At 61.0% G+C, this 21,482-nt stretch carries 22 protein-coding genes; 5 read left to right on the forward strand and 17 right to left on the reverse strand.

Annotation, left to right across the window (positions count from 1 at the left end):
* Window positions 1–10: 10 nt before the first annotated feature.
* The 4 genes from QQL79_RS15075 to QQL79_RS15090 all read right to left on the reverse strand — a co-directional run bounded on the left by QQL79_RS15075 (window position 11) and on the right by QQL79_RS15090 (window position 3,430).
* Entirely contained in the window at window positions 11–1,429 is a 1,419-nt protein-coding gene (locus QQL79_RS15075; protein ID WP_284392242.1) for a type II and III secretion system protein family protein, read from the reverse strand.
* A 14-nt stretch (window positions 1,430–1,443) separates the two neighbouring features.
* The gene (gene cpaB / locus QQL79_RS15080) at window positions 1,444–2,370 is read right to left on the reverse strand and encodes a Flp pilus assembly protein CpaB (protein ID WP_284392244.1); all 927 of its coding nucleotides are present in this window, start codon (window positions 2,368–2,370) and stop codon (window positions 1,444–1,446) included.
* Between the two features lie 203 nt (window positions 2,371–2,573).
* Window positions 2,574–3,074 carry an A24 family peptidase gene (locus QQL79_RS15085; RefSeq protein ID WP_284392246.1) on the reverse strand — a complete coding sequence of 167 codons (501 nt, stop codon included), beginning with the start codon at window positions 3,072–3,074 and terminating at the stop codon, window positions 2,574–2,576.
* Between the two features lie 155 nt (window positions 3,075–3,229).
* Window positions 3,230–3,430 (reverse strand): Flp family type IVb pilin, encoded by a 201-nt coding sequence (locus QQL79_RS15090; RefSeq protein ID WP_284392248.1) that lies wholly within the window; start codon window positions 3,428–3,430, stop codon window positions 3,230–3,232.
* A gap of 375 nt (window positions 3,431–3,805) precedes the next feature.
* Between QQL79_RS15090 and QQL79_RS15095 the strand changes: the two genes are divergently transcribed.
* The 4 genes from QQL79_RS15095 (at window position 3,806) to QQL79_RS15110 (ending at window position 6,205) form a co-directional block, all read left to right on the forward strand.
* On the forward strand, window positions 3,806–4,249 hold the full coding sequence (locus QQL79_RS15095) for a pilus assembly protein N-terminal domain-containing protein (protein WP_284392250.1): 444 nt from the start codon (window positions 3,806–3,808) through the stop codon (window positions 4,247–4,249).
* Window positions 4,250–4,443: 194 nt separating this feature from the next.
* Window positions 4,444–4,947 carry a TadE/TadG family type IV pilus assembly protein gene (locus QQL79_RS15100; protein WP_284392251.1) on the forward strand — a complete coding sequence of 168 codons (504 nt, stop codon included), beginning with the start codon at window positions 4,444–4,446 and terminating at the stop codon, window positions 4,945–4,947.
* Window positions 4,944–5,522, forward strand: a complete 579-nt coding sequence (locus QQL79_RS15105) for a TadE/TadG family type IV pilus assembly protein (RefSeq protein WP_284392253.1) — start codon at window positions 4,944–4,946, stop codon at window positions 5,520–5,522. The genes QQL79_RS15100 and QQL79_RS15105 overlap by 4 nt, the downstream gene beginning before the upstream one ends.
* A 62-nt stretch (window positions 5,523–5,584) precedes the next feature.
* Window positions 5,585–6,205 carry an HAD family hydrolase gene (locus QQL79_RS15110; RefSeq protein ID WP_284392254.1) on the forward strand — a complete coding sequence of 207 codons (621 nt, stop codon included), beginning with the start codon at window positions 5,585–5,587 and terminating at the stop codon, window positions 6,203–6,205.
* Window positions 6,206–6,271: 66 nt separating this feature from the next.
* Here the strand turns inward: QQL79_RS15110 and upp are convergent, their stop codons facing one another.
* From upp to QQL79_RS15175, 13 genes are all read right to left on the reverse strand, one after another.
* Window positions 6,272–6,901 carry a uracil phosphoribosyltransferase gene (upp, locus tag QQL79_RS15115; protein WP_284392255.1) on the reverse strand — a complete coding sequence of 210 codons (630 nt, stop codon included), beginning with the start codon at window positions 6,899–6,901 and terminating at the stop codon, window positions 6,272–6,274.
* 71 nt (window positions 6,902–6,972) lie between these two features.
* A complete protein-coding gene (locus QQL79_RS15120) occupies window positions 6,973–8,190 on the reverse strand; it encodes a phosphopentomutase (RefSeq protein ID WP_284392256.1) in 1,218 nt (405 codons plus the stop codon).
* Between the two features lie 5 nt (window positions 8,191–8,195).
* The gene (deoA, locus tag QQL79_RS15125; protein WP_284392257.1) at window positions 8,196–9,518 is read right to left on the reverse strand and encodes a thymidine phosphorylase; all 1,323 of its coding nucleotides are present in this window, start codon (window positions 9,516–9,518) and stop codon (window positions 8,196–8,198) included.
* 153 nt (window positions 9,519–9,671) lie between these two features.
* Window positions 9,672–12,062, reverse strand: coding sequence for an aldehyde dehydrogenase family protein (locus QQL79_RS15130; RefSeq protein WP_284392259.1), 2,391 nt, complete (start codon window positions 12,060–12,062; stop codon window positions 9,672–9,674).
* A gap of 55 nt (window positions 12,063–12,117) precedes the next feature.
* Window positions 12,118–13,107: a deoxyribose-phosphate aldolase gene (gene deoC, locus QQL79_RS15135; protein WP_284392261.1), complete on the reverse strand. Its 990-nt coding sequence runs from the start codon at window positions 13,105–13,107 to the stop codon at window positions 12,118–12,120.
* The gene (locus tag QQL79_RS15140) at window positions 13,104–13,898 is read right to left on the reverse strand and encodes a purine-nucleoside phosphorylase (RefSeq protein WP_284392266.1); all 795 of its coding nucleotides are present in this window, start codon (window positions 13,896–13,898) and stop codon (window positions 13,104–13,106) included. The genes deoC and QQL79_RS15140 overlap by 4 nt, the downstream gene beginning before the upstream one ends.
* Before the next feature lie 98 nt (window positions 13,899–13,996).
* The gene (locus tag QQL79_RS15145; RefSeq protein WP_284392268.1) at window positions 13,997–14,407 is read right to left on the reverse strand and encodes a cytidine deaminase; all 411 of its coding nucleotides are present in this window, start codon (window positions 14,405–14,407) and stop codon (window positions 13,997–13,999) included.
* Between the two features lies 1 nt (window position 14,408).
* Entirely contained in the window at window positions 14,409–15,374 is a 966-nt protein-coding gene (locus QQL79_RS15150) for an ABC transporter permease (protein ID WP_284392270.1), read from the reverse strand.
* Between the two features lies 1 nt (window position 15,375).
* Window positions 15,376–16,509, reverse strand: a complete 1,134-nt coding sequence (locus QQL79_RS15155) for an ABC transporter permease (protein WP_370461255.1) — start codon at window positions 16,507–16,509, stop codon at window positions 15,376–15,378.
* On the reverse strand, window positions 16,503–18,083 hold the full coding sequence (locus tag QQL79_RS15160) for an ABC transporter ATP-binding protein (RefSeq protein WP_284392896.1): 1,581 nt from the start codon (window positions 18,081–18,083) through the stop codon (window positions 16,503–16,505). The genes QQL79_RS15155 and QQL79_RS15160 overlap by 7 nt, the downstream gene beginning before the upstream one ends.
* Window positions 18,084–18,108: 25 nt before the next feature.
* A complete protein-coding gene (locus tag QQL79_RS15165) occupies window positions 18,109–19,113 on the reverse strand; it encodes a BMP family lipoprotein (RefSeq protein WP_370461227.1) in 1,005 nt (334 codons plus the stop codon).
* A 196-nt stretch (window positions 19,114–19,309) separates the two neighbouring features.
* On the reverse strand, window positions 19,310–19,432 hold the full coding sequence (locus tag QQL79_RS15170; RefSeq protein ID WP_284392273.1) for a hypothetical protein: 123 nt from the start codon (window positions 19,430–19,432) through the stop codon (window positions 19,310–19,312).
* A gap of 99 nt (window positions 19,433–19,531) precedes the next feature.
* Window positions 19,532–20,011, reverse strand: a complete 480-nt coding sequence (locus tag QQL79_RS15175; protein ID WP_284392275.1) for an SRPBCC family protein — start codon at window positions 20,009–20,011, stop codon at window positions 19,532–19,534.
* Between the two features lie 237 nt (window positions 20,012–20,248).
* Between QQL79_RS15175 and QQL79_RS15180 the strand changes: the two genes are divergently transcribed.
* Window positions 20,249–21,469, forward strand: coding sequence for a cell surface protein (locus QQL79_RS15180; protein ID WP_284392278.1), 1,221 nt, complete (start codon window positions 20,249–20,251; stop codon window positions 21,467–21,469).
* Window positions 21,470–21,482 lie beyond the last annotated feature (13 nt).

Consider the following 21,482-nt stretch of genomic DNA (forward strand, 5'->3'; position numbering starts at 1 on the left):
TGTACTACTCTCAATCCAGCACGAAGCCGACAGAACCGTTGAAGCCGCCACGCATTTCGATATTGCCGCCGACCCCGTAATTGCGCTCCATCCGGCCTAAGAAGATCGCTTCCGCGTCGCTGGCGGCTTCAAACTTGTCAGTGGGCAGAATGGGCTGCTGGGTCATGGGCGCGGCCAGGTAGGGCGTTACGATGATGACCAGCTCGGTCTGGCTGCGCTGGAATTCGCGCGAGCGGAACAGCGCGCCCAGGATCGGAATATCACCCAGGCCCGGCAGGCCCGAAATCTGCTGGCGCAGCTTTTCCTGGATCATGCCGGCAATGGCGATGGTCTGGCCAGGGCGCAGCTCGATGGACGTCTTGGCGCTGCGGTTGTTGAAGCCTGGAATGACGTCGCCGCCAATATTGAAGCCGGTTTCGGCAACCTCGGACACCTCGGTTTCGATCTCGAGCCCGACCACGCCGCTGGACTTGATGGTGGGCGTGAATTTGAGCTTCACGCCGAAATCCTTGAGCGTATAGGTGCGGTTATTGGTGGCCGGATCGATGGCGGAGAGAATGGGAATCTGCCCGCCGGCGAGGAATTCGGCGGGTTCGCCCGAAATGGCTGTCAGGACCGGCTCGGCCAGGGTGCGGAGCGAGCCACGTTGCTCGAGCGCGCGCAATTCGGCCGAGAGGGAGACATTGCCCGCCGAGAAGCCACCCGTGATGCCGTTGGCCAGGTTCGACTGATTGCTGTTAATCCCGGCATTGAAATTGCCGATGGAAAGGCTGCCGGAAAGATTGATGCCGAGCTGCTTGACGGTGTCACGCGAGACCTCGGCCACGGTGACCTGCAGCATGACCTGCTGGGAGCCGGAAATATCGAGGATATTGGCGACGTTTTTTTCGTCGCCGGCAAATTGTACCGCCACGTCATGGGCGCGCTGCCGATCGTCGCTCGACAGGACAGTGCCGGTGAGCACGACGCGATTGGTGTCATCGCCCAGAGTGACGGATTCAACGCGGATATTGGAGCCCGGAATGACGCGGGCCAGCGCCTCCTGCAGGGCATTGCCGACCTGGGAGGGCTCCTTGATGACGCGGATATCGAGCACGGAAATGGTGCGGCCCTGATCATCGAGGAAGAAAATATTGGTATCGCCGCCCGATATGCCCTGCACGATAGCGCGGGTGCGGGTGCGCATGATGGCGGCTGCGACAGCGGGCTGGGACACCACCACTTCGGCAACGCCCGCAGGCAGATCGACGATGATCGACTTGTTGAGGTCGAGCTCCATCTGCCGCATGCCGCCATAGGCCGCCGCAGAGATAGTGATCTGCGCTTCCTGGGCGAAGGCTGGCTGGATCGGGGCGGCGCCAGCCAGCAGGGCCATGATGGCGGCTGGGGCAAGGAGCTTGCGAGACCGGCGGGAAAAGGATGTGAGCATGGCTGCCTCTCGCCCTATTGGGGCAACACTTGCGGCGCGGGGTCGCTGGCCGGCACATTGAGGGGAGGAGTGTAAACCGTATCGGGCGTGGAGAGGCCGGTTGCCACCGGCTGTTGCATGGCCTGGCCGAGGCTCGTGGAGCGCACGCTTTGTTCCTTGCCGAAGCGGATCAGCCGGACGGACTGGCTGGCGCCCGAATCGGCCACGCTATTGTCGTTGAAATCGACCACCGAGCGCAGGGTCAGGCTGAGTTCGCCCCTGGTGGCAGCATTGATCAAAATCTCGGCCTGCTGCGGAAACAGCTCAAGGGTTGCTATGGTCGAATTGTCGAACACGACGGGGGTCGGCGAACCGGTTGCTTCCTGCCCGGCCTCGGTGCCAGTGGCGCCCATTTCGCCCAGGCGCTTGCCGATGGCCAGGACACGCACATTGGACAAAATGACCTGGGATTGCTGGCCCATTTCAGTGGAGGTAGTCAGCACCACATCGACATGGTCGTTGGGCACGACGAAGCCGCCGGCGCTGGAGACGGCCGAAACGCCCACTGAAACCCCGCGCATGCCCTGGCTCAGCACGGCGGAGAGATAGCCCTGGTCGGACCGCACCAGCTTGGCCTCACGGATAGGCTCGCCGGGGAAGAATTCGAACCGCACCACCGCGCCGGTCAATTGGGCGGGAGCATCGGGCATGGCGGTGGCGGTGACATATTCGGGGCGAACCGCGCCCTCGGGCCAATCCTGCCATTCCAGGGTCTGCGCGGTCAGGCGCTCGCCGATACCAACGGCGGTCTTGGCCACCAGAACCTGGCTCTTGGGCTCGGGGCGAACCACCTCGCTCACCACCTGCTCGGGCGCCGGCCGCCCACCGCGCGTCACAAGAAATGCGGCTAGCCCGGCGGCAACCACAGCCACAAGGATCAAGATGAGACGCGCCGGCTTCATGCCACACTCCGGTTAGGACGGAGCCATTCTGGCCCAATTCCACACTAGTGAGTGTGTACCCAAAGGGTCAAAGTTTGGTTAACCGGGTGTTTGCGAGTTCAGTTAACAAGATGTAAATTTTAATGAATTTGCTGAATACTACATTCAGCCGAATATAGGTCATTTGATTTACTGAAACGGCACCGGCATCGGGCAGCGCTCTCTCAGGCAGAGAGACGTTCGAAAATGACCGAATTGGAATAGGTCAGCAGGCCCGCTGCTGCGAGTGCGACGCCGTAGGGAATGCCCGATTTGCTGTCATGGAGCCGTTCGAGCCAGCGATAACGGGCAAGAAATGGCGTGAGCGGCAACCTGCGCAGGGCCAGGATCAGCAGCGTCAACACGCCGCCCAAAACGGCTGCATAGACCAGGTAGGGCAGAGTGAGCCCGAAGCCGAGCCAGAGCGCGGTGGCGGCCGCGAGCTTGGCATCACCACCACCCACCCAGCGCAGGGCGAAAAAGGTAAAGCCGGCTACCAACACGATGAGCGCAGCGACCACATGCATGGCAAATTGCTGCAGCGGCAGATTGACGGCCATGGCCGTGATGCAGAAACCCACGACCAGCAGCAGGACGAGCTTGTTGGAAATGCGCATGGTCAAAAGATCGGAGGAGGCGGCAAAGGCCATGCCGAGCGGAAAAAACAGCAATGCAAGCGTGGCCATAGGAGCATCCCCAAAACGGCGTCATTCTGCCAATGCGCCGTGGAGACAATGCGACGGGCGGCGTTAAAAAACGACAAAAAGAAAAGGGGAAAGCGACAAGCACTTTCCCCTTTCCACTTGCTGCGGCACCGGAAGTCGACGCCGAGCCACAATCCTTATGGAGTAGTCGGAGCTGCGCCAGTAGGCACATCGACATTGTCGAGACGGGTGGAGATGCCCGTAAACAGCTCGCTGAGGCTGCCGCCCAGCAGGGTCGCAGCGCCGATGATGGCAACGGAGATCAGTGCGGCGATCAGGCCGTATTCGATTGCGGTCGCGCCGGACTCATCCTTGGCGAAACGTGCGAAAATATTCATTCCCAGGCTCCTTTTAATAACGTCATCGGGTGACGCCGTCGTTCGACACGTCACACATCGAACATGAGACAAAAACTAGTGGTGACTTGTTGCAATTGCGTTAATCGACGACCTGCCGGCAGGGGTTTTTTGGCCCGATTTTCGTATGATAATCAAAGCCTTAACAAAACGCTCGGCCTTTTACCTATCCGCGTATGATAAGTATAAAGAGAGGAACTACTTAAATACTTTGCTAAATGAAGTTTAAACGCGAATTTGAAACGCCGACTGGATGGTGGAACGGCCTGAAAAACCGGGGCTTCGGCCGTGTTTGCCAAAAATTCACCATTCCGGCGGAAGCTGGCTTTGTCGCTTTACATTTAGCCGGATCGTTTCATGCGTCTGTCCCTTGCTGCTTGTGCCGCCATCTGCCTGTCGCTGGTCGGCCCGGGGGTCAGCGCCGCCGATGGACTGCCGATAGATGTCAACGTCAATATGGCGCGGGTGCTGCGGATCAATTCGCCAGCCGCGACGGTTATCATTGGCAATCCGGGCATAGCCGATGTCACCATCCAGGACCCGCTGACCCTGGTGTTGACGGGCAAAAGCTATGGGCAAACCAATCTGATCGTGCTCGATGCCCAGGGCAGCCCAATCGCCGACACCATGATCGAGGTGAAGCAGATGCAGGCGGGGGTGATGACGGTCTATCAAGGGCAGAACCGGACCACGCTATCCTGCGCGCCGACCTGCCAGCCCATCATCATGCTGGGTGACGACAATTCCTTTACCGCACAAACCCTGGCTTCGTCGCAGGTCGTACAGTCTGCTGCGCAGTAAGCCGTTAAGCCAAATTTAACCTTCGGCGAGAACGGCTGGCCGATGCGGGCCGCCTGTAACAAAGGATTAGGCAAAAGTCCTTAGCGTGCCGGCGACTAACCGCATGTGGGCTCATGATCAAGTCAATCGCATCACTGCTCGGCCGAGCGTCGCCGGGGAAACGCTGGCGTGCCTTTGCACGCCATGAGGGTGGTGTGACCATAATCGAATTCGGCCTGCTGGCGCTGCCGTTCTTTGCCATCATGACGGCCATTCTGGAAACCTCGCTGGTCTTCATGTCCGGCCAGATCCTGGAAAGCGCGGTGCAGGATGCCAGCCGGATGATCCGGACGGGACAGGCCCAGCAGCGCGGCGACACGCTCGCCTCATTCCGCACCAATGTCTGCGACAGGCTTTATGGCCTGTTTTCCGATTGCTCGGGGCTTCATGTGCAGGTGTCGGTCGTGTCCAATTTCCAATCCGCAACGGTGGAGGCGCCGGTGGACTGGGCCTGCAGCGACGAGAATTGCGGCTGGACCAAAGATGAAGATTACAAGGCCGGGCAAGGATCGAACGTGGTCCTGGTGCAGGTCTATTACAAATATCCGGTACTGCTGAATCTCAACTTCCTCGGCGGCTCCCTGGGGCTCGCCAACCTCAATGACGGGCGGCGCCTTTTGGGCGCCGTGACCGTCTTCCGCAACGAGCCCTTCACATGATCGTCGCCTGGACGAAAACCAAACAATTACTGGCTCGTTTTGCGGCAGAACCGGCTGGCGTCGCGGCGGTTGAATTTGCGCTGGTCGTACCGATCATGCTGGTGGTCTATCTGGGGACCACGGAGGCCAGCGCGCTGATCACGATGGATCGCAAGGTGCAATCGGTGGCCGGCGCGTTGGGCGATCTGGTAGCGCGCGAGAACGCGACCATTTCCGGCGCCACATTGCAGGATTATTTCCAGGCATCCTCGGGCATCATGTCGCCCTATATGCCGACAGGCCTCAAACAGATCGTGACTTCGGTGCAGGTAATGGCGGATGGCACGACCAGCGTAGCGTGGTCGCGACCCTATACGACCGGCGACGCCGACGTGGTAGCGACGGGCCATGAGGTGGGTAAGCCCTATGCCCTACCCGCGGATATGACCGATATCGCCAAGGGCAGCTATGTCATCGTCTCGGAGGCCAGCTACAGCTATAAGCCACTTTTCGGGCTGGTTTTCGACCAAGCGATCGACCTTTATCGCGAGAGTTTCTACATGCCGCGCTTTGGCGAGCCGATCGCCCTGAACTAGGCGTTGCACGAGCCTGCTGCCCATGGCACAAGCCAACCAGCTTCCTTCCCCTGGTGATTTCCATGACCGATGCACCCGTCCCTGTTTTCGATCTCGGCGGCGTGTTCGTCGAGTGGAACCCGATGTACCTGTTCCGCAAGCTCTTCGAGAGCGAAGAGGACGCATTGTGGTTTCACCAGAATATCTGCACGCTGGACTGGAACCTCGAATTCGACGCAGGGGAAATCTATTCGGAAGGCGTGGCCAAGCTCATCACCCGCTTCCCCAAATATTGGCGCGAAATCCAGGCCTTCGATCTGCGCTGGAAGGAAACGCTGGGCGGGTTCATCCAGGGCACGATCGATATCCATGACGAATTGATCGAGCAGGAAATCCCCACCTTTGCCATTACCAATTTCTCCTGGGAGAAATGGGTCAGCTGCCTGGGCGAATGGCCCTTCCTCGAAAAATTCGATGGCGTGATCGTCTCCGGGCTCGAAGGGCTGGTGAAACCCGATCCGCGGCTCTATCGCGTGTTCTGCGAGCGGTATGGCCTGGCGCCAGAAAGCTGCGTCTTCATCGACGACAGCGAGCCCAATATCGTGGCGGCGCGGAAATACGGCATGCATGGCATCCACTTCAAGGACCCGGTCATGCTGCGCAAGGAATTGATTGCGCTGGGGCTGCCGCTCAAGGCGAAGTAGTTTTGGCCCCTTCCCTTCTCCCCTTGCGGGAGAAGGTGCCCGCAGGGCGGATGAGGGGAAGAAGGTTCATTTCGTGCCGTACATCCGATCACCGGCGTCACCCAGCCCCGGGATGATGTAACCCTTCTCGTTGAGATGGCTATCGATGGCGGCGGTGAAAACCGGCACGTCGGGGTGGGTTTCGCCGAAATGCTTGATGCCTTCGGGGGCGGCGAGCAGGCAGAGGAAGCGGATATTGTTGGCGCCGCGTTCCTTGAGCTTATCGATGGCGGCGGTGGCCGAATTGGCCGTGGCCAGCATTGGATCGACCACGATGATCAGGCGGTCTTCGAGATTGGATGGCGCCTTGAAGTAATATTCGACCGGCTCGAGCGTTTCGTGATCACGATAGATGCCGATATGGGCGACGCGGGCGGCCGGGACCAGATCGAGCATACCATCGAGCAGGCCATTGCCGGCGCGCAGGATGGAGGCGAAAACCAGTTTCTTGCCCTTGATGGCAGGCGACTGCATTTCGGCCATCGGGGTCTCGATGGGGATCATCTCCAGCTCGAGATCGCGCGTGACCTCGTAGCACATCAGATGGGCGATTTCGCGCAACAGGCGGCGGAACCCCGCTATGGAGGTCTCCTTGTTCCGCATGATGGTCAGCTTGTGCTGGATGAGGGGGTGATCAAGGACGGTCACGCTGCTCATGGGATCACCTGCTCTTGCCGCGTTTCCGAACCGCAAAACCGGTGGCCACTTTTGCTGGAAACGCTCGGGGGTTAAAGAAAGCTCTTGCCATGCCGCCCGGGCGCCAGACCGAGCCAGTGGGCAATGGTTTCGCCAATATCTGCGAAGGTAGAGCGAATGCCAATCTCGCCCTGCGACACGCTTGGGGAAAAGAGCAGAATCGGGATCTGCTCGCGGGTGTGGTCGGTGCCCTGCCAGGTCGGATCATTGCCGTGGTCGGCGGTGAGGATCAAGAGATCATCGTGCTTGAGTTTGGCGATCAATTCGGGCAGGCGGGCATCGAAATATTCGAGGGCCGCGGCATAGCCGGGTACGTCGCGGCGATGGCCATATTCGCTGTCGAAGTCGACGAAATTGGTCATGACGAAGGCTCGGTCGGCCGCCATTTCGAGGGCTTCAAGGGTCTTGTCGAAGAGCTGCGGCAGGCCGGTGCCCTTGATTTTGTGGGTGACGCCGTGACCGGCATAGATGTCGGAAATCTTGCCGATGGCGAAGACCTGATGGCCGGCCGCCTTATTGCGGTCAAGCAAGGTGGGCTCGGGCGGGGCAATGGCGAAATCGCGGCGATTGCCGGTGCGCTTGAAGCTGGCTGCATCCTCGCCAATGAAGGGGCGCGCGATGACGCGGCCGATCTTGAGCGGCGAGGTCATCCAGAAGGCGATTTCGCAGACGCGGTACAAGCGATCGAGGCCGAAATGGGTTTCGTGCGCCGCGATCTGGAAGACGCTGTCGATCGAGGTATAGACGATGGGCTTGCCGGTGCGGATGCTTTCTTCGCCCAGCTCGGCAATGATCTCCGTGCCGGAGGCATGACGATTGCCCAAGACGCCCGGCAATTCGGCCTTTTCGATCAGGTCGGCGATCAGATCATCGGGAAAGGTTGGGACAGTCTGGGGAAAATAGCCCCATTCGAAGGGGACCGGGACGCCCGCGATTTCCCAATGGCCGGAGGGGGTGTCCTTGCCTTTGCTGACTTCGCGGCCGACGCCGAAACGGCCGCCTTTGGGCGTGGCGGACAGGTTGGGCGGCAGGGTGCCGGTCGAGAGCTTTATCGCGGCGCCGATGCCAAGCGCATCAAGGTTAGGCACGTTGAGCGGGCCGCTGCGCAGGCCAGCGCGGTCGGCTTTGCCGGCGGCGGCGTGTTCGGCGATGTGGCCGAACGTATTGGAGCCGGTATCGCCATAGGCGGCAGCGTCAGGTGCGCCGCCAATGCCGACGCTATCGAGAATGCACAGAATGGCGCGGGGCATGGGGCTTACTCCGTTGGTGCGAGACGCGCGGCAATGAGATCGTGGCGCGGGGCGGCGTCGCCGAGGCGATAGGCGGATTTGAGGCGGTCGGTGGCATCGGCCGCCGAGGCTTCGTCGTGGGCATGGATGCAGGCGATAGGGGTCTGTGCGTCGGCATGGGCGCCGAGGCCCAGGAGGCGGTCGAAGCCGACAGTGTGATCGATGCTGTCGCTGGGCATGGTGCGGCCGCCGCCAAGGGCGACGACGGCCATGCCAACGCCCTTGGTGTCAATGGCGGCGATAGTGCCCTGCCCTGCCGCGAAGACGTCGCGGATGATGGGGGCGGGGGCGAGATGGGTGTCCATGTGCTCAACGAAATCGGCGGGACCGCCAAGGGCGGTGACCATGCGGGCGAAGCGCTCGGCGGCGCGGCCGCTGTCGAGCGCATCATCCACCAGCTTGCGGGCGGCGGAGACGGTTTCGGCAATACCGGTCATGGCCGCGAGTTCGGCGCAAAGGGCGAGGGTGACTTCGCGCAGGCGGGCGTCCTGGTGCTTGCCAGTGAGAAAGTCGACGGCGTTGCGGACTTCCAGACCATTGCCGGCGGCAGAAGCGAGCGGCTCGTTCATGTCGGTGATCAGTGCTGACGTTTTGAGGCCCGCGCCATTGGCGACAGTGACCAAGCTTTGGCCCAGATCGCGGGATTTTTTCAGCGTGGGCATGAAGGCGCCGGAGCCGGTTTTGACGTCGAGGATCAGTGCGCCCAGGCCAGCAGCCAGCTTTTTGGAAAGGATGGAGGCGGTGATGAGAGAAATGGATTCCACCGTCCCCGTGACGTCGCGGATGGCGTAGAGGGCCTTGTCGGCGGGGGCGAGGTCGGCGGTTTGGCCGATAATGGCGCAGCCGGCGTCCTTCACGACCTGGCGGAACAGGGCGTTGTCGGGGCTGGTGGTGTAGCCGGGAATGGCGTCGAATTTGTCGAGCGTGCCGCCGGTATGGCCCAGGCCTCGGCCCGAGATCATGGGAACGTAAATGCCGATGGCGGCAAGGATCGGCGCGAGCATGAGGCTGACATTGTCGCCGACGCCGCCGGTGGAGTGTTTGTCGGCCACGGGGCCATCGAGATCGGACCAATCGAGCACGGTGCCGCTATCGCGCATGGCCAGGGTCAGCGCGACGCGTTCGGGCATGGTCATGTCGTTGAAATAGACGGCCATGGCGAGGGCGGCGGCTTGGGCGTGGGAGACGCTGCCATGGGTGAAGCCATGGATGAAGGCGGCGATTTCGTCGGCGGAGAGGGCCTGGCCGTCGCGCTTTTTGGCGATGACTTCTTGGGGGAGGAAGACCATGGATGGCTCTTTTTGTTTAGGGGATACCCCCTCCTAACCTCCCCCTGATAGAGGGAGGGATCTCTCCACGCTTGGGGCGGGATCGCGTTTTTAGCTCTGGGCCGTCCCTCCCCCTATCAGGGGGAGGTTAGGTGGGGGTACTCCGATGCCCGATCACGCTCCGTATGGAATCCACACATTCTTGACCTGCGTCGCCTTGGCGAGGAAATAGTCGCCCTCGAAGCGTGGATCGGAGAGGTCGTAGTTGAGACCTCGGCTGGTCCAGGTTTGCTTCACATTGCCTGCTGACGCCTTTTCAACCATCGTGGAGGCCTCATGCGACCCGAAGAACCACATGGCATCAACGCCGTCATGTTCGGCCAAGGTTTTGGCGAGCGTATTGCTGTCACCGGTGACAATATTGATGACACCTGCGGGAATGTCCGACGTCTCAATGACCTGATAGAAATCGGTCATGCTCAAGGGGCTGACCTGCGATGGCACAAGAACCACCGTGTTACCCATGGCAATGGCTGGGGCCAGAAGGGCAATCGAGCCAAGTAGCGGCAGATAATCTGGCGCCACAATGCCGATAACACCGATAGGCTCAACCATCGCAGCGGCTATCGCCCTTGCGGGCGGATTGTGCACAGCGCCATCATACTTATCGGCCCAGCCTGCGAAGGCAAACAGTCGTTCAAGTGATCGCGCCATTTCAAGTTCGCCGCCACGACCGGTCTGCAACATCAGCGAGGTGAAAGCATCGTTTTTGCGGTATTCGAGATTTTCAGCGAGGTAGTAGAGCAACTGGGCACGAGCATGCGCAGATAGACCACTCCATGCGGGGCTTGCCGCGCGTGCCGCTTCAACAGCGTTACGAATATCCTTGCGGTTGCCCTCACCCACTTCGCCAACAAGCTCGCCTGACATCGTATTGTAGACCGGTCGGGAATAGCCGCTATCCGGTCTTGCCTGCTTGCCGCCGATATAAAGCTTTGCAGTACGATCAATGGAGTGGTCACCGAGGAGGGCCTGAACGGGCATTATCGGCTTCTTATGGCCAGTCATACCGGGTACTTGAGTGGCTGAAGTCACCTCAGCGATCCAAGCGGGCTTCAAATAGGCACTCATGCCTTCGCGGCCACCTTCGCGGCCGAAGCCGGATTCCTTGTAGCCGCCGAAGCCGACTGCGGCGTCGAAATTATTGGTGCCGTTGATCCAGACCACGCCAGCCTTGATCTTGGGGGCGATATCGAGGGCGAGATTGATGTTCTCGCTCCAGATGGTGGCGGCGAGGCCGTATTTGGTGTTGTTGGCGAGGGCCACCGCTTCCTCGGGGGTGCGGAAGCTCATGGCGACCAGCACCGGCCCGAAGATTTCTTCTGCCACCAGCGTATTGGCGGGGGAAACATTGGTGACCAGAGCCGGCTTGAGGAAGCAGCCCTTGGCGGGCACGGGACCGTCGGCCTCGTAAACCAATGCGCCTTCGGCCACGCCGCGCTTCATCAGATCGCGGATGCGTTCGACCTGCACCGGGGCGACCAGGGCGCCGATATCGATGGATTTGTCGAGCGGATCGCCGACCCGCAGGCTGGCCATACGGGTTTTGAGCTTGGCGATGAAACGCTCCTCAATGCTTTCCTGCACTAGGAGGCGCGAGCCGGCACAGCAGACCTGGCCCTGATTGAACCAAATGGCGTCGACCAGGCCCTCGATGGCGCTGTCGATATCGGCGTCTTCAAAGACGATATAAGGCGACTTGCCACCCAGTTCGAGGCTGAGGCCCTTGCCGGTGCCGGCTGTGACCGCGCGGATGGCTTTGCCGACTTCGGTCGAGCCGGTGAAGGCGATCTTGTCGATGCCTTCATGGGCGACGATGGCCTGGCCGGTTTCGCCCTGGCCCGTCACAATATTGACCACGCCCTTGGGCAGACCGGCGCGGTCGCAGATTTCGGCGAAGAGCAGTGCCGTCAGCGAGGTGAATTCGGCGGGTTTGAGGATGACCGTATTGCCGGCGGCGAGTGCGGGGGCGATTTTCCAGGCGAGCATGAGCAGCGGAAAATTCCACGGGATGATCTGACCGCAGACGCCATAGGGGACGGCATCGGGGAATTCGCGACTGAGGTGCTGAGCCCAGCCGGCGTGGTGATAAAAATGACGCGCTACCAATGGGATATCGACATCGCGGCTTTCGCGGATCGGCTTGCCATTGTCCATGGTTTCGAGCACCGCAAAGAGGCGGGAATGCTTCTGGATGGCACGGGCGATGGCGTAGAGATATTTGCCGCGCTCGTAGCCGGAGAGAGCGCTCCAGGGCTTGAAGGCGGCGCGGGCGGCTTTGACGGCGGCGTTGATGTCTTCGGCTGTGCCCTCGGTGATGTCGGCCAGCTTTTCGCCATTGGCGGGATTGTCTGACGCGAAGGTCTTGCCGGGCTTGGTCCATTTGCCATCGATGAAATGGCCGAACTTTCGGCCGTGGCTATCGAGCCAGGCGTTGGCCTGGTCGGGCATTTCGGGGGCCGGGCCATAGTCAAGTGTCTGAAAAATCTGGGCGATCTTGTTCATGTTTGGCCTCCTTCAGAGTGCCTGCATTCCGTGGCGGCGGGATTACCTGCGACGCCTAAACCATCGGCTGGCGGTAGTCCGCTGCGTAGTGTCCGGTTAGCCCGTGTTCCAGCTGGCGCTCTATATCGGTTAACAGACTGCTAGCGCCGAAGCGGAATAAATGGGGTTGAAGGTAACGCGTTCCGAGCTCTTCCTTCATCAGCGCCATGTATTTCAGCGCGTCGCCCGCAGTGGCGATACCGCCGGCGGGTTTGTAGCCGATTTCGATGCCGGTTTCTTCGGCGAACCAGCGGATCATGCGGATCATGGTCAGGCTGGTGACGAGATTTGCGTTGACCTTTTCCTTGCCGGTCGAGGTCTTGATGAAATCGGCGCCGGCCATCATGCAGACCAGCGAGGCTTTGGCGATATTGGTTTGGGTGGCGAGTTCGCCGGTGCCCAGAATGGTTTTGATATGGGCGTCGCCGCAGGCCTTGCGGAAGGCTTTGACCTGATCGTAAAGCGCCTGCCAATCGCCCCGCAGGACCATGCCGCGTTCGATGACGATGTCGATTTCCTTGGCGCCGTCAGCGACCGATAGCTCGATCTCCTTGAGCTTGGTCTCGAGCGGGGCAAGGCCATGCGGGAAAGCGGTGGAAACGGCGGCGACGGGGATGCCGGTGCCTTCGAGCGCGTTCACCGCGGTTTTGACGAAGCTATGATAGACGCAGACCGCGCCGGGCAGGATGCGCAGGCCGCCGATATCGAGTTTTTCGAGAATGTCGGTGCGCAGAGGGTGGCGTGCCTTGGCGCAGAGGCGCTCGACGCGGCCGTCGGTGTCGTCGGAATTGAGCGTGGTCAGATCGATCAGCGTGATGGCCTTGAGCAGCCAGGCCAGCTGATAATCCTTTTTGACGGTGCGGCGCGCGCCAATGGAGCCGGCGCGGCGTTCAAGGGCCGAGCGGTTCATGCGGACGCGCTCAACCCAATCGAGATCAAGTGGGTAGCCGGGATTGCGCTTATGCGGCGTATGAGGCGCCGGGGTATCGACGACGCGTAGGCTCATAGTTCCTCCACCAGCGCGGGTATGAGCTTTTTCAGCTTCTCAGCGCCTTGTACCGCCATGGTCTTGGTATGCTCATGGCTGATGTTTTCGGTCGAGAGACCCGCGCCCATATTGGTGATGGACGAGCAGGCCCACACTTTCATCCCCAGGAAGCGCCCGAGAATGACTTCTGGTGCCGTGGACATGCCAACGGCATTGGCGCCCAGGCGAATGGCCATCTGGATTTCGGCCACGGTTTCGAAGCTGGGACCAGAATACCAGAGATAGATGCCTTCGCCGAGCTTGATATCGAGCCGCTCGGCCAGGCCAAAAGCCTTGGCGCGCAGGTCGGGGGCGTAGCAATCGACCATATTGACGAAACGGCGGTCGGTGGGTTCGCCGATCAGCGGGTTCATGCCGGCATAATTGATGTGGTCAGACAGCAGCATCAGATCGCCTGGGCGGAAGCGCTCGTCGAGGGAACCGGCCGAATTGGTCAGCAGCAAGGTTTTGGCGCCGATTTCGGCCATGGCTTCGAGCGCGGGGCGCATGGCGGCGGCATTGCCGTGTTCGTAATAATGCTGGCGGCCGGTGAGGATGGCGACGCGCTTGCCGCCCATGGTGCCGATCAGCAGGTCGCGGCCATGGCCGGAGACACCGCCGCCAGGGAAGCCTTTGAGCTCGGAATAGGGAATGGTGACCTTGTCGGCGAGCAGGTCGCCAATGGCGGAGAGACCCGAGCCGAGTACGATGGCGGCAGCGATGGGCTCGTCACCGGCGATTTTCTTGATGGTCTTGGAGGCTTTGGTCATGGTGTGAATTCCAAAAGAAAGGGACCCCTCATCCGCCCCTGCGGGGCACCTTCTCCCACAAGGGGAGAAGGGGGCTCAGTGATTAATCAGCCGCCCGGTCACTTGCCCAGAAACTCGGGGCCAAAACTGTGCGGCAGCAGTTCGCCTAGCGTCATGACCAGCGGGGTGCCTTCGACGCCGTGCGAGATGACTTCGACATCGAGATCGGCGAATTCGCGGATGCGTTGGCGGCAGCCGCCGCAGGGCGTGACGGGGGCAGTACCGGGGCCGGTGACATAGATGCGCTTGATGCGTTTGCCGCCGCCAGCGATCATGGCGGCGATGGCGCTGGGTTCGGCGCAATTGCCCACCGGGTAGGCGGCGTTTTCGACATTGCAGCCGGCATAGATCTTGCCGTCATCGGCAAGGATGGCGGCGCCGACATGGAAGTTCGAATAGGGTGCATAGGCCTTGGCGCGAACGGCTTCGGCAGCGTCGAACAGGGTGCGGTCGGCCGGCAGTAAGGGCATGTCAGCGCTCCTTGGTATAGGCGACGCCGCCGGCCTTGGGCCCCACGGCCTTGCCGATGAAACCGGCCAAGAGGATCACGGTCAGCACATAGGGCAAAGCCTGGATGGCCTGGACCGGGATTTCCACCCCGCCCAGTCGCGCGCCTTGCAGGCGAATCTGCAGGGCATCCAGGAACCCGAAGAGCAGGCAGGTGAACATGGCGGGCACCGGCTTCCACTTGGCAAAGATCAGCGCGGCGAGCGCGATATAGCCCTTGCCCGCTGTCATGTTATTGCCGAAGCCGGAACCCTGGGCGATGGAGAAATAGGCGCCGGCAATGCCGCAGAGCAGGCCGGTGATGATCACCGCCTGATAGCGGAGCTTCACCACCGAAATGCCCGCCGTATCGACGGCCTTGGGGCTTTCGCCCACCGCGCGGAGGCGCAGGCCGAAGCGGGTGCGATAGAGCACATAGGCAGTGACGGCCACCATGAGGAAGGCGATATAGACCAGGATATAATGGCCTGAAATCAGCTCGTAATAGATCGGGCCGATGATGGGAATGCCGGCCAGTTCATTGGCGAAAGGCAGGGTGATGGGCACGAAGCGCCCGCCTTCGCCCAAAGGCGGGGTGCGGCCGCCCTGAGAGAACCAGGTCTGGCCCAGAAAGGTGGTCATGCCGGCGGCCAGCATGTTGATGGCGACGCCGGCAATGAGCTGGTTACCCTTGAGGGTGATGGCCGCAACACCCTGCAGCAGCGCGGTCGAGAGCGAGACGGCCATGCCGGCGGCAAGCCCGATCCAGGCGGAGCCGGTAATGGCGGCAACGGCGCCAGCAGCAAAGGCGGCGGCCAGCATCTTGCCTTCGAGACCGATATCGAACAGGCCCGCGCGCTCGGAATAAAGCCCGGCCAGACACGCCAAAAGCAGAGGTGTAGAGAGGCGGATGGTGGCGTCGAGAATGGAGAGGATGGCAGCAAGATCCATATCAGCTCTCCGTCTTGGTGGTTGAGGCGGCGACGGCGGCGGCCTTTTGTTCAGGCGAGAACAACATGAAAGCGCGTTCGAGCGAGGGGCGGAACAGGCCTTCCATGGCGCCGGTGAACAGGATCACCAGAGCCTGGATCACCACGATCATTTCGCGGGTAATGCCGGGAATGACGAATTGCAGCTCCTGCCCGCCCTGATAGAGCGCGCCGAACAGCACGGCGGCCAGCGCAATGCCGATGGGATGATTGCGGCCCATCAGCGCCACGGCGATACCGACAAAACCGGCGCCGGCGACGAAATCGAGCACCAGCCGGTTCTGTACGCCCATGACTTCATTGATGGCCACCATGCCGGCCAGCGCGCCTGATATGGTCATGGTGATCATGATCATGCGGGAATTGGAAATGCCGGCATAGCGCGAGGCCGTCGGGTTTTGCCCCAGGACGCGCATGGCATAGCCAAACTTGGTGTGCCAGACGAGGATATAGACCCCGATCAACGCGGCAATGGCGATGACTATGGAAAGATTGACCGGCGAATAACCAAAAAAGCCCATGAACTCGCGCAGCTGCGGCACGCGGCCGCCAACGGCGATGGTGGCCGATTCCGGGGCCATGGTGCTGGCGGGCTTGAGCACGCGATTGACCATGTAGACCATGAGCGCAGCGGCGATGAAATTGAACATGATGGTGGTGATGACCACGTGGCTGCCGCGCTTGGCTTGCAGCCAACCGGGCACGAAAGCCCAGAAACCACCCACGGCACCAGCCGCGATCACCGCCAGAGGCATGGCCAGCAGCCAATGGGTCTGGTCAAGCGCCAAGGCCACGACCACGGCGCCGAGGCCGGCGACATAGGCCTGGCCATCGCCACCAATATTGAACAGGCCCGCATGGGCGGCGACCGCCACGGCCAGCCCGGTAAAGATGAAATTGGTGGCGTAATAGAGTGTGTAGCCGACGCCTTCACCATAGCCAAAGGCGCCGTAAATGATGACCTGGATGGCGTGGAACGGGTTTTCGCCGACAAACAGCACGACCAGGCCGGAGACGATCAGCGCCAGCAGCAGATTGATGGCGGGCAAGAGGGCGACGTCGGCCCAGCGGGGAATGGGTCTGCGGGCGCTCATGATTTTGCCGCCTCGTTATGGTGGATGCCGGCCATCATCAGGCCCAGCTCGCCTTCGGTGGCGGTGGCGGGATCGGCTTCGCCCACAATGACGCCGTCAAACATGACGATGATACGGTCGGCCAGCGAGCGGATTTCGTCGAGTTCGACCGAGACGAGCAGGATGGCCTTGCCCTCGTCGCGCATCTTGATGATTTCGTTATGGATGAATTCGATGGCACCGATATCGACGCCACGGGTGGGCTGGCCGATGACCAGCACGTCGGGATCGCGCTCCATCTCGCGGGCCAGCACGATCTTTTGCTGATTGCCGCCGGAAAACAGCGAGGTTTTCAGATTGATATTGGCGGGGCGCACGTCGAACAGTTTGACATGTTCGGCGGCGCGCTTTTTGGCGGCTGATATATCGAGGAAGGGCCCCTGCCCGTAATCGGGGCTGTTCTGGTAGCCCAGAATGGCATTTTCCCATTCGGAGAAATTGGTGACGAGACCCATGCGCTGGCGATCCTCGGGCACATGGGCAAGGCCGGCGGCGCGGGCGCGGGCGGCGCCGTCATCGCCCTTGAGCGAGAGCGCATTGCCATTGAGGATGACATTGCCCGATTTCTGGTCGCGCATGCCCGACACGGCTTCGAGCAATTCAGTCTGGCCATTGCCGGAGACGCCGGCAATGCCGACGATTTCGCCGGCGCGGACAGATAAGCTCACATCCTTGACGCGGGTAATGCCCATATCGTCCTTGACGACGAGGTTCTGCACTTCAAGCAGGGTCTTGCCGGGCTTGGCTTCGCCCTTTTCGACGCGCAGCAGCACGCGGCGGCCGACCATGAGTTCGGCCAATTGCTCGGGGCTGGTCTCGCTGGTCTTGACGGTGGCGACCATCTGGCCCTGGCGCATGACCGACACATTGTCGGTAATGGCCATGATTTCGCGGAGTTTGTGGGTGATCAGGATCACCGTCTTGCCCTGTTCGCGCAGGGTGCGGAGCACGCGGAACAGGTCGTCGGCTTCCTTGGGGGTGAGGACGCCCGTGGGTTCGTCGAGGATCAGCGTTTCAGCGCCGCGATAAAGGGCTTTGAGGATTTCGACGCGCTGCTGCTGGCCTACCGAGATATCCTCGATAATGGCGTCGGGATCGACCTCGAGGTCGTATTCATGCTCGAGCCGTTCGAGCTCCTTGCGGGCGCGATCCAGGCTTGGCTTGAGGAAGCCGGAATCCTCGGCGCCGAGCACGATGTTTTCGAGCACGGAGAAATTGTCGACCAGCATGAAATGCTGGTGCACCATGCCGATGCCCAGCGACAGCGCATGACTGGAATCGGTAATGGCCTGCACCTGGCCGTTGACGCGGATGGTGCCGCTATCGGCGGTGTAGAAGCCATAGAGAATGGACATCAGCGTGGACTTGCCGGCGCCGTTTTCTCCCACGATGCCGTGGATGGTGCCGCGGGCGACGGATAGATCGATGTCCTTATTGGCGTGAACCGCGCCAAATCGCTTGTTGATCTTTTCAAGCTCGATCGCCCAGCCATTGGCTGGTGCCGATGCAGCGGCCGTTTCCGGCCGCTGCGGGTTCATGTGGTCCTCACTCATCCAGCGTCGCTTAGAGCGGGCAGGTCGAGTCGGTGGTGTAGTCGTGGACCGTGATCTCGCCGGCAATGATCTTGGCCTTGTAGTCTTCGGCAGCGGCGATCATTTCGGGGGTCAGCAGGGCCTTGTTGTTGTCGTCGACCGAATAGCCGACACCATCCTGGGCCAGGCCCAGAACCGTGAGGCCGGGCTTGAAGGTGGCGTCGTCGGCTGCTTCCGTCAGCGCATTCTTGACGGCAACGTCGACGCGCTTGACCATGGAGGTCAGCACCGAGCCGGGCTGCAGATAGTTCTGATTACTGTCGACGCCGATGGAGAACTTGCCGGCATCCTTCATCGCCTGCAGCACGCCCAGACCCGAACCACCAGCGGCGGCGAAGATCACGTCGGCGCCGGCATCGACGCCAGCCTTGGCCAATTCGCCGGCGGTAACCGGGTCATTCCAGGCGGCGGGAGTGGTGCCGGTATAGTTTTCGATCAGCTTGACGTCGGGATTGGCAGCCTTGGCGCCCTGGGCATAACCGCAATAGAATTTGTGGATCAGCGGAACGTCCATGCCACCGACGAAACCAACAGTGCCGGTTTCGGACTTGAGGGCAGCGAGCACGCCGACGAGGTAGGAACCAGTGTGCTCATCGAAAATGATCGACTGCACATTGGGTGCTTCCACGACGGTATCGATCACGACGAAATTGGTATCGGGGAATTCAGAAGCAACGGCGGTGAGCGCAGCGGTCCAGGAGAAGCCTGCCATGACGATGGGATTGGCACCCTGACCGGCGAAGCGGCGCAGGGCCTGTTCGCGCTGGGCGTCGTTCTGCAGTTCGAGATCGAGGAAGGAACCGCCGGTTTCGGCCTTCCAGGCCTCGGCACCATTATAAGCGGCTTCGTTGAAGGACTTATCGAACTTGCCGCCCAGATCGTAGATCACGGCCGGATCGGCCAGCGCGGCGCCGGTCAGCATGGCGCTCAGCGCGACACCGCCTGCAAGGGCCTTGGTGAACATGTTGAATTTCATGAATAGTCTCCCTGTATCGCACATGAGCGAAGGCGCTTGCAGCCAACGGACAATCCCTGTGCGCTAAAAGGGATACAATCGTGCAAATGAGGCGCCCGCAAGAGGGAAAAAGGCAATTTTTTCCGATTGGTCAAAATTTGGGCGCATAGTCCACAGGCTAGGCGGCGTGGGTGATTCCGCCTGCCGGAACGCGCCCCTAGCCAGGGCTCAGCAGGGAAGCGAAGAGGTCGGCCAAGTTGAGATCGGCATAAAGGACCGCCAGCACGGCAAGCGCGGCAATGGCGAACAGAGCGAGCGTATCACGAGTGGGGGCGGTCATGGCTGCAATTTGGCTGGTATTTGAGGGGCTTTGTTAGACTCTCAGTAACCCGGAAAACGACGGCCGATTGTGATGGTTTTGCGGCAGATCGGGGCGTGGTTAGGGATGTGTTAATCCAGCGGCAGGGGCGTGACCCTGAGCGCCCATGGCGGCAGCGAAGCGCTCGAAGAAACCATCGATGACCTTCTGGGCGGAATTGCCGATAATGGCCTTGCCCAGTCTCATGATCTGGCCGGAGGCACCGCCCCGGGCGGTGAAAATCAGGTCGGTCTTGTGCTCATCGGCATCGCTCAGCACGATATCGGCCGCGCCCTCGGCCAGCCCGAGCAGCCCCCCCTTGCCCCGGCCGGACAGGGTATAGCTTTTCGACGGCATGACATTGGAGAGGCTCAATTCGCCCCTGAACAGGGGGTGGACCACGCCGAGATTGACCTTGATCTCCAGATCGAGCGTTTTTTCGCTGGACCATTCGATTTTATGGCAGCCCGGAATGGCGGCCTTGAGCATGGCAGTATCGTTGAGCGCTGCCCAGACTTCGTGCCGTGGCGCAGCGATAATATAGTGGCCGCCAAAATCCATTATCGGGCTCCTGCCGGACGTGTGGGACGGACTGCCCCAATGTGGCCCGAATAGGCATGGAAACAAATGCTTGCCAGCATCGCCGGTCCACTCTTTACGTGCGGCTTTTTCGCACCAATATGGCCTAAATAGTTGTGTCGCATGCGTGTGGCAATTGTCATGATGCAGCGCAGGGTCAATCTATGACGGCGAGGCACGCATTCCGCCGCATCGGCGTCAGATCACGGGGAGCAATAAATGGCCAACGAAGTCACCACCGCACAGGCAAATACGGTCGTATCGGCCATTGCCGAGAAGCCGTTGCAATATCTGGACAAGGCGGTCGGAGCGATCCGCGACCTTGGCATCTGGCCCGAACAGCAGGGCGAGCAGCCGATCACGGGCCTGCTCAGCCAGATTACCGAGCTGGACGAGACCCGCGTGGTGCTGATCGGCCGCACGCTGAGCCAGGCGAGCGCCTTCAACGAGGTGGTGCGTGAGCAGATCGCCGCCATGAAGATCGGCGAGCGCTACGAAGAAATCACCAAGGGCTTCGACTCGATCCGCGACGATGCCAAGGGCATGGTCGACCAGCTTTCGGACAACAAGATCGACCTGCTCGAGCGCGCCTCCAATGTGTGGATGAAGGTGAGCCGCGGCGATATCGCCACGCGCTTCAATAAGATCCGCGACGTTTACCTGGACGTTACTCGCGACACCAAGGACCAGATCGAGCGCGAGCAGACGATCCTGGAGGCCTATCGCGATTTCCGCGGCGCGCTGAAACAGGCCGAGGTGATGGCGCTCGAAGTACTGGGCACAGCTGAAAAGCGGCTCGAGGAGAAAAAGAACATCCTGCAGACCTCCTCGGCTGCCGTGGCCGCCTATGCCGGCACGACCCCGGCTGACCGCGCTCGCCTCGAAATGGACCGCGACGAAAAGCTGCGCGAGATGCAGAACGAGGAAAAGCGCTACCAGATCGCCAAGGACCTCTCGGACAATCTGACCATTTCCTACAATACCTCGGAAGTGGTGATGGCGCGGCTGATGCAGACCACCAATGCCAAGGAACGCGTCTATCAGCAGTCGATCAGCTTCTTTTCCACCAATGAAACCGTGCTGACGGCGCTCAGCGCTTCGTTCACCGGCATGTTCGGCCTGCATGAATCGACCGAAACGCTCAATGCGATGAAGGAAGGCATGAGCAAGAGCCTCGAGACCCTCAGCGAAATCGGCGACAAGGTGCAGGAAGAGGCCGTCAAGGCCGGCTACGGCCCCACGGTGCGCGCCGATGCGGTCAAGAAGCTCGTCGACTCGGTGGTCAACTTCCAGGAAAAGAGCCGCACCATCATCAACGAGATGCGCGTGGCCTCGACCAAGAATTCGGCCGAAATCCGTGACGCGGTCGAGGATGGCAAGCGGCGCCTGGCGGCTCTGGCCGCCGATGGCAATGCCCTGTTGCTCGAAACCAAGAACTGACGAGGGCACTCGC

Source organism: Devosia yakushimensis (assembly GCF_030159855.1).
Classification (GTDB): Bacteria; Pseudomonadota; Alphaproteobacteria; order Rhizobiales; family Devosiaceae; genus Devosia; species Devosia yakushimensis.

Excerpts from the sequence above, each read along its gene's own strand:
- QQL79_RS15075 (WP_284392242.1), bottom strand. The coding sequence starts at position 1,429 with ATGCTCACATCCTTTTCCCGCCGGTCTCGCAAGCTCCTTGCCCCAGCC.
- cpaB (WP_284392244.1), bottom strand. The coding sequence starts at position 2,370 with ATGAAGCCGGCGCGTCTCATCTTGATCCTTGTGGCTGTGGTTGCCGCC.
- QQL79_RS15085 (WP_284392246.1), bottom strand. The coding sequence starts at position 3,074 with ATGGCCACGCTTGCATTGCTGTTTTTTCCGCTCGGCATGGCCTTTGCC.
- QQL79_RS15090 (WP_284392248.1), bottom strand. The coding sequence starts at position 3,430 with ATGAATATTTTCGCACGTTTCGCCAAGGATGAGTCCGGCGCGACCGCA.
- QQL79_RS15095 (WP_284392250.1), top strand. The coding sequence starts at position 3,806 with ATGCGTCTGTCCCTTGCTGCTTGTGCCGCCATCTGCCTGTCGCTGGTC.
- QQL79_RS15105 (WP_284392253.1), top strand. The coding sequence starts at position 4,944 with ATGATCGTCGCCTGGACGAAAACCAAACAATTACTGGCTCGTTTTGCG.
- QQL79_RS15110 (WP_284392254.1), top strand. The coding sequence starts at position 5,585 with ATGACCGATGCACCCGTCCCTGTTTTCGATCTCGGCGGCGTGTTCGTC.
- upp (WP_284392255.1), bottom strand. The coding sequence starts at position 6,901 with ATGAGCAGCGTGACCGTCCTTGATCACCCCCTCATCCAGCACAAGCTG.
- QQL79_RS15120 (WP_284392256.1), bottom strand. The coding sequence starts at position 8,190 with ATGCCCCGCGCCATTCTGTGCATTCTCGATAGCGTCGGCATTGGCGGC.
- deoA (WP_284392257.1), bottom strand. The coding sequence starts at position 9,518 with ATGGTCTTCCTCCCCCAAGAAGTCATCGCCAAAAAGCGCGACGGCCAG.
- QQL79_RS15130 (WP_284392259.1), bottom strand. The coding sequence starts at position 12,062 with ATGAACAAGATCGCCCAGATTTTTCAGACACTTGACTATGGCCCGGCC.
- deoC (WP_284392261.1), bottom strand. The coding sequence starts at position 13,107 with ATGAGCCTACGCGTCGTCGATACCCCGGCGCCTCATACGCCGCATAAG.
- QQL79_RS15140 (WP_284392266.1), bottom strand. The coding sequence starts at position 13,898 with ATGACCAAAGCCTCCAAGACCATCAAGAAAATCGCCGGTGACGAGCCC.
- QQL79_RS15145 (WP_284392268.1), bottom strand. The coding sequence starts at position 14,407 with ATGCCCTTACTGCCGGCCGACCGCACCCTGTTCGACGCTGCCGAAGCC.
- QQL79_RS15150 (WP_284392270.1), bottom strand. The coding sequence starts at position 15,374 with ATGGATCTTGCTGCCATCCTCTCCATTCTCGACGCCACCATCCGCCTC.
- QQL79_RS15160 (WP_284392896.1), bottom strand. The coding sequence starts at position 18,083 with ATGAACCCGCAGCGGCCGGAAACGGCCGCTGCATCGGCACCAGCCAAT.
- QQL79_RS15165 (WP_370461227.1), bottom strand. The coding sequence starts at position 19,113 with ATGAAATTCAACATGTTCACCAAGGCCCTTGCAGGCGGTGTCGCGCTG.
- QQL79_RS15170 (WP_284392273.1), bottom strand. The coding sequence starts at position 19,432 with ATGACCGCCCCCACTCGTGATACGCTCGCTCTGTTCGCCATTGCCGCG.
- QQL79_RS15175 (WP_284392275.1), bottom strand. The coding sequence starts at position 20,011 with ATGGATTTTGGCGGCCACTATATTATCGCTGCGCCACGGCACGAAGTC.
- QQL79_RS15180 (WP_284392278.1), top strand. The coding sequence starts at position 20,249 with ATGGCCAACGAAGTCACCACCGCACAGGCAAATACGGTCGTATCGGCC.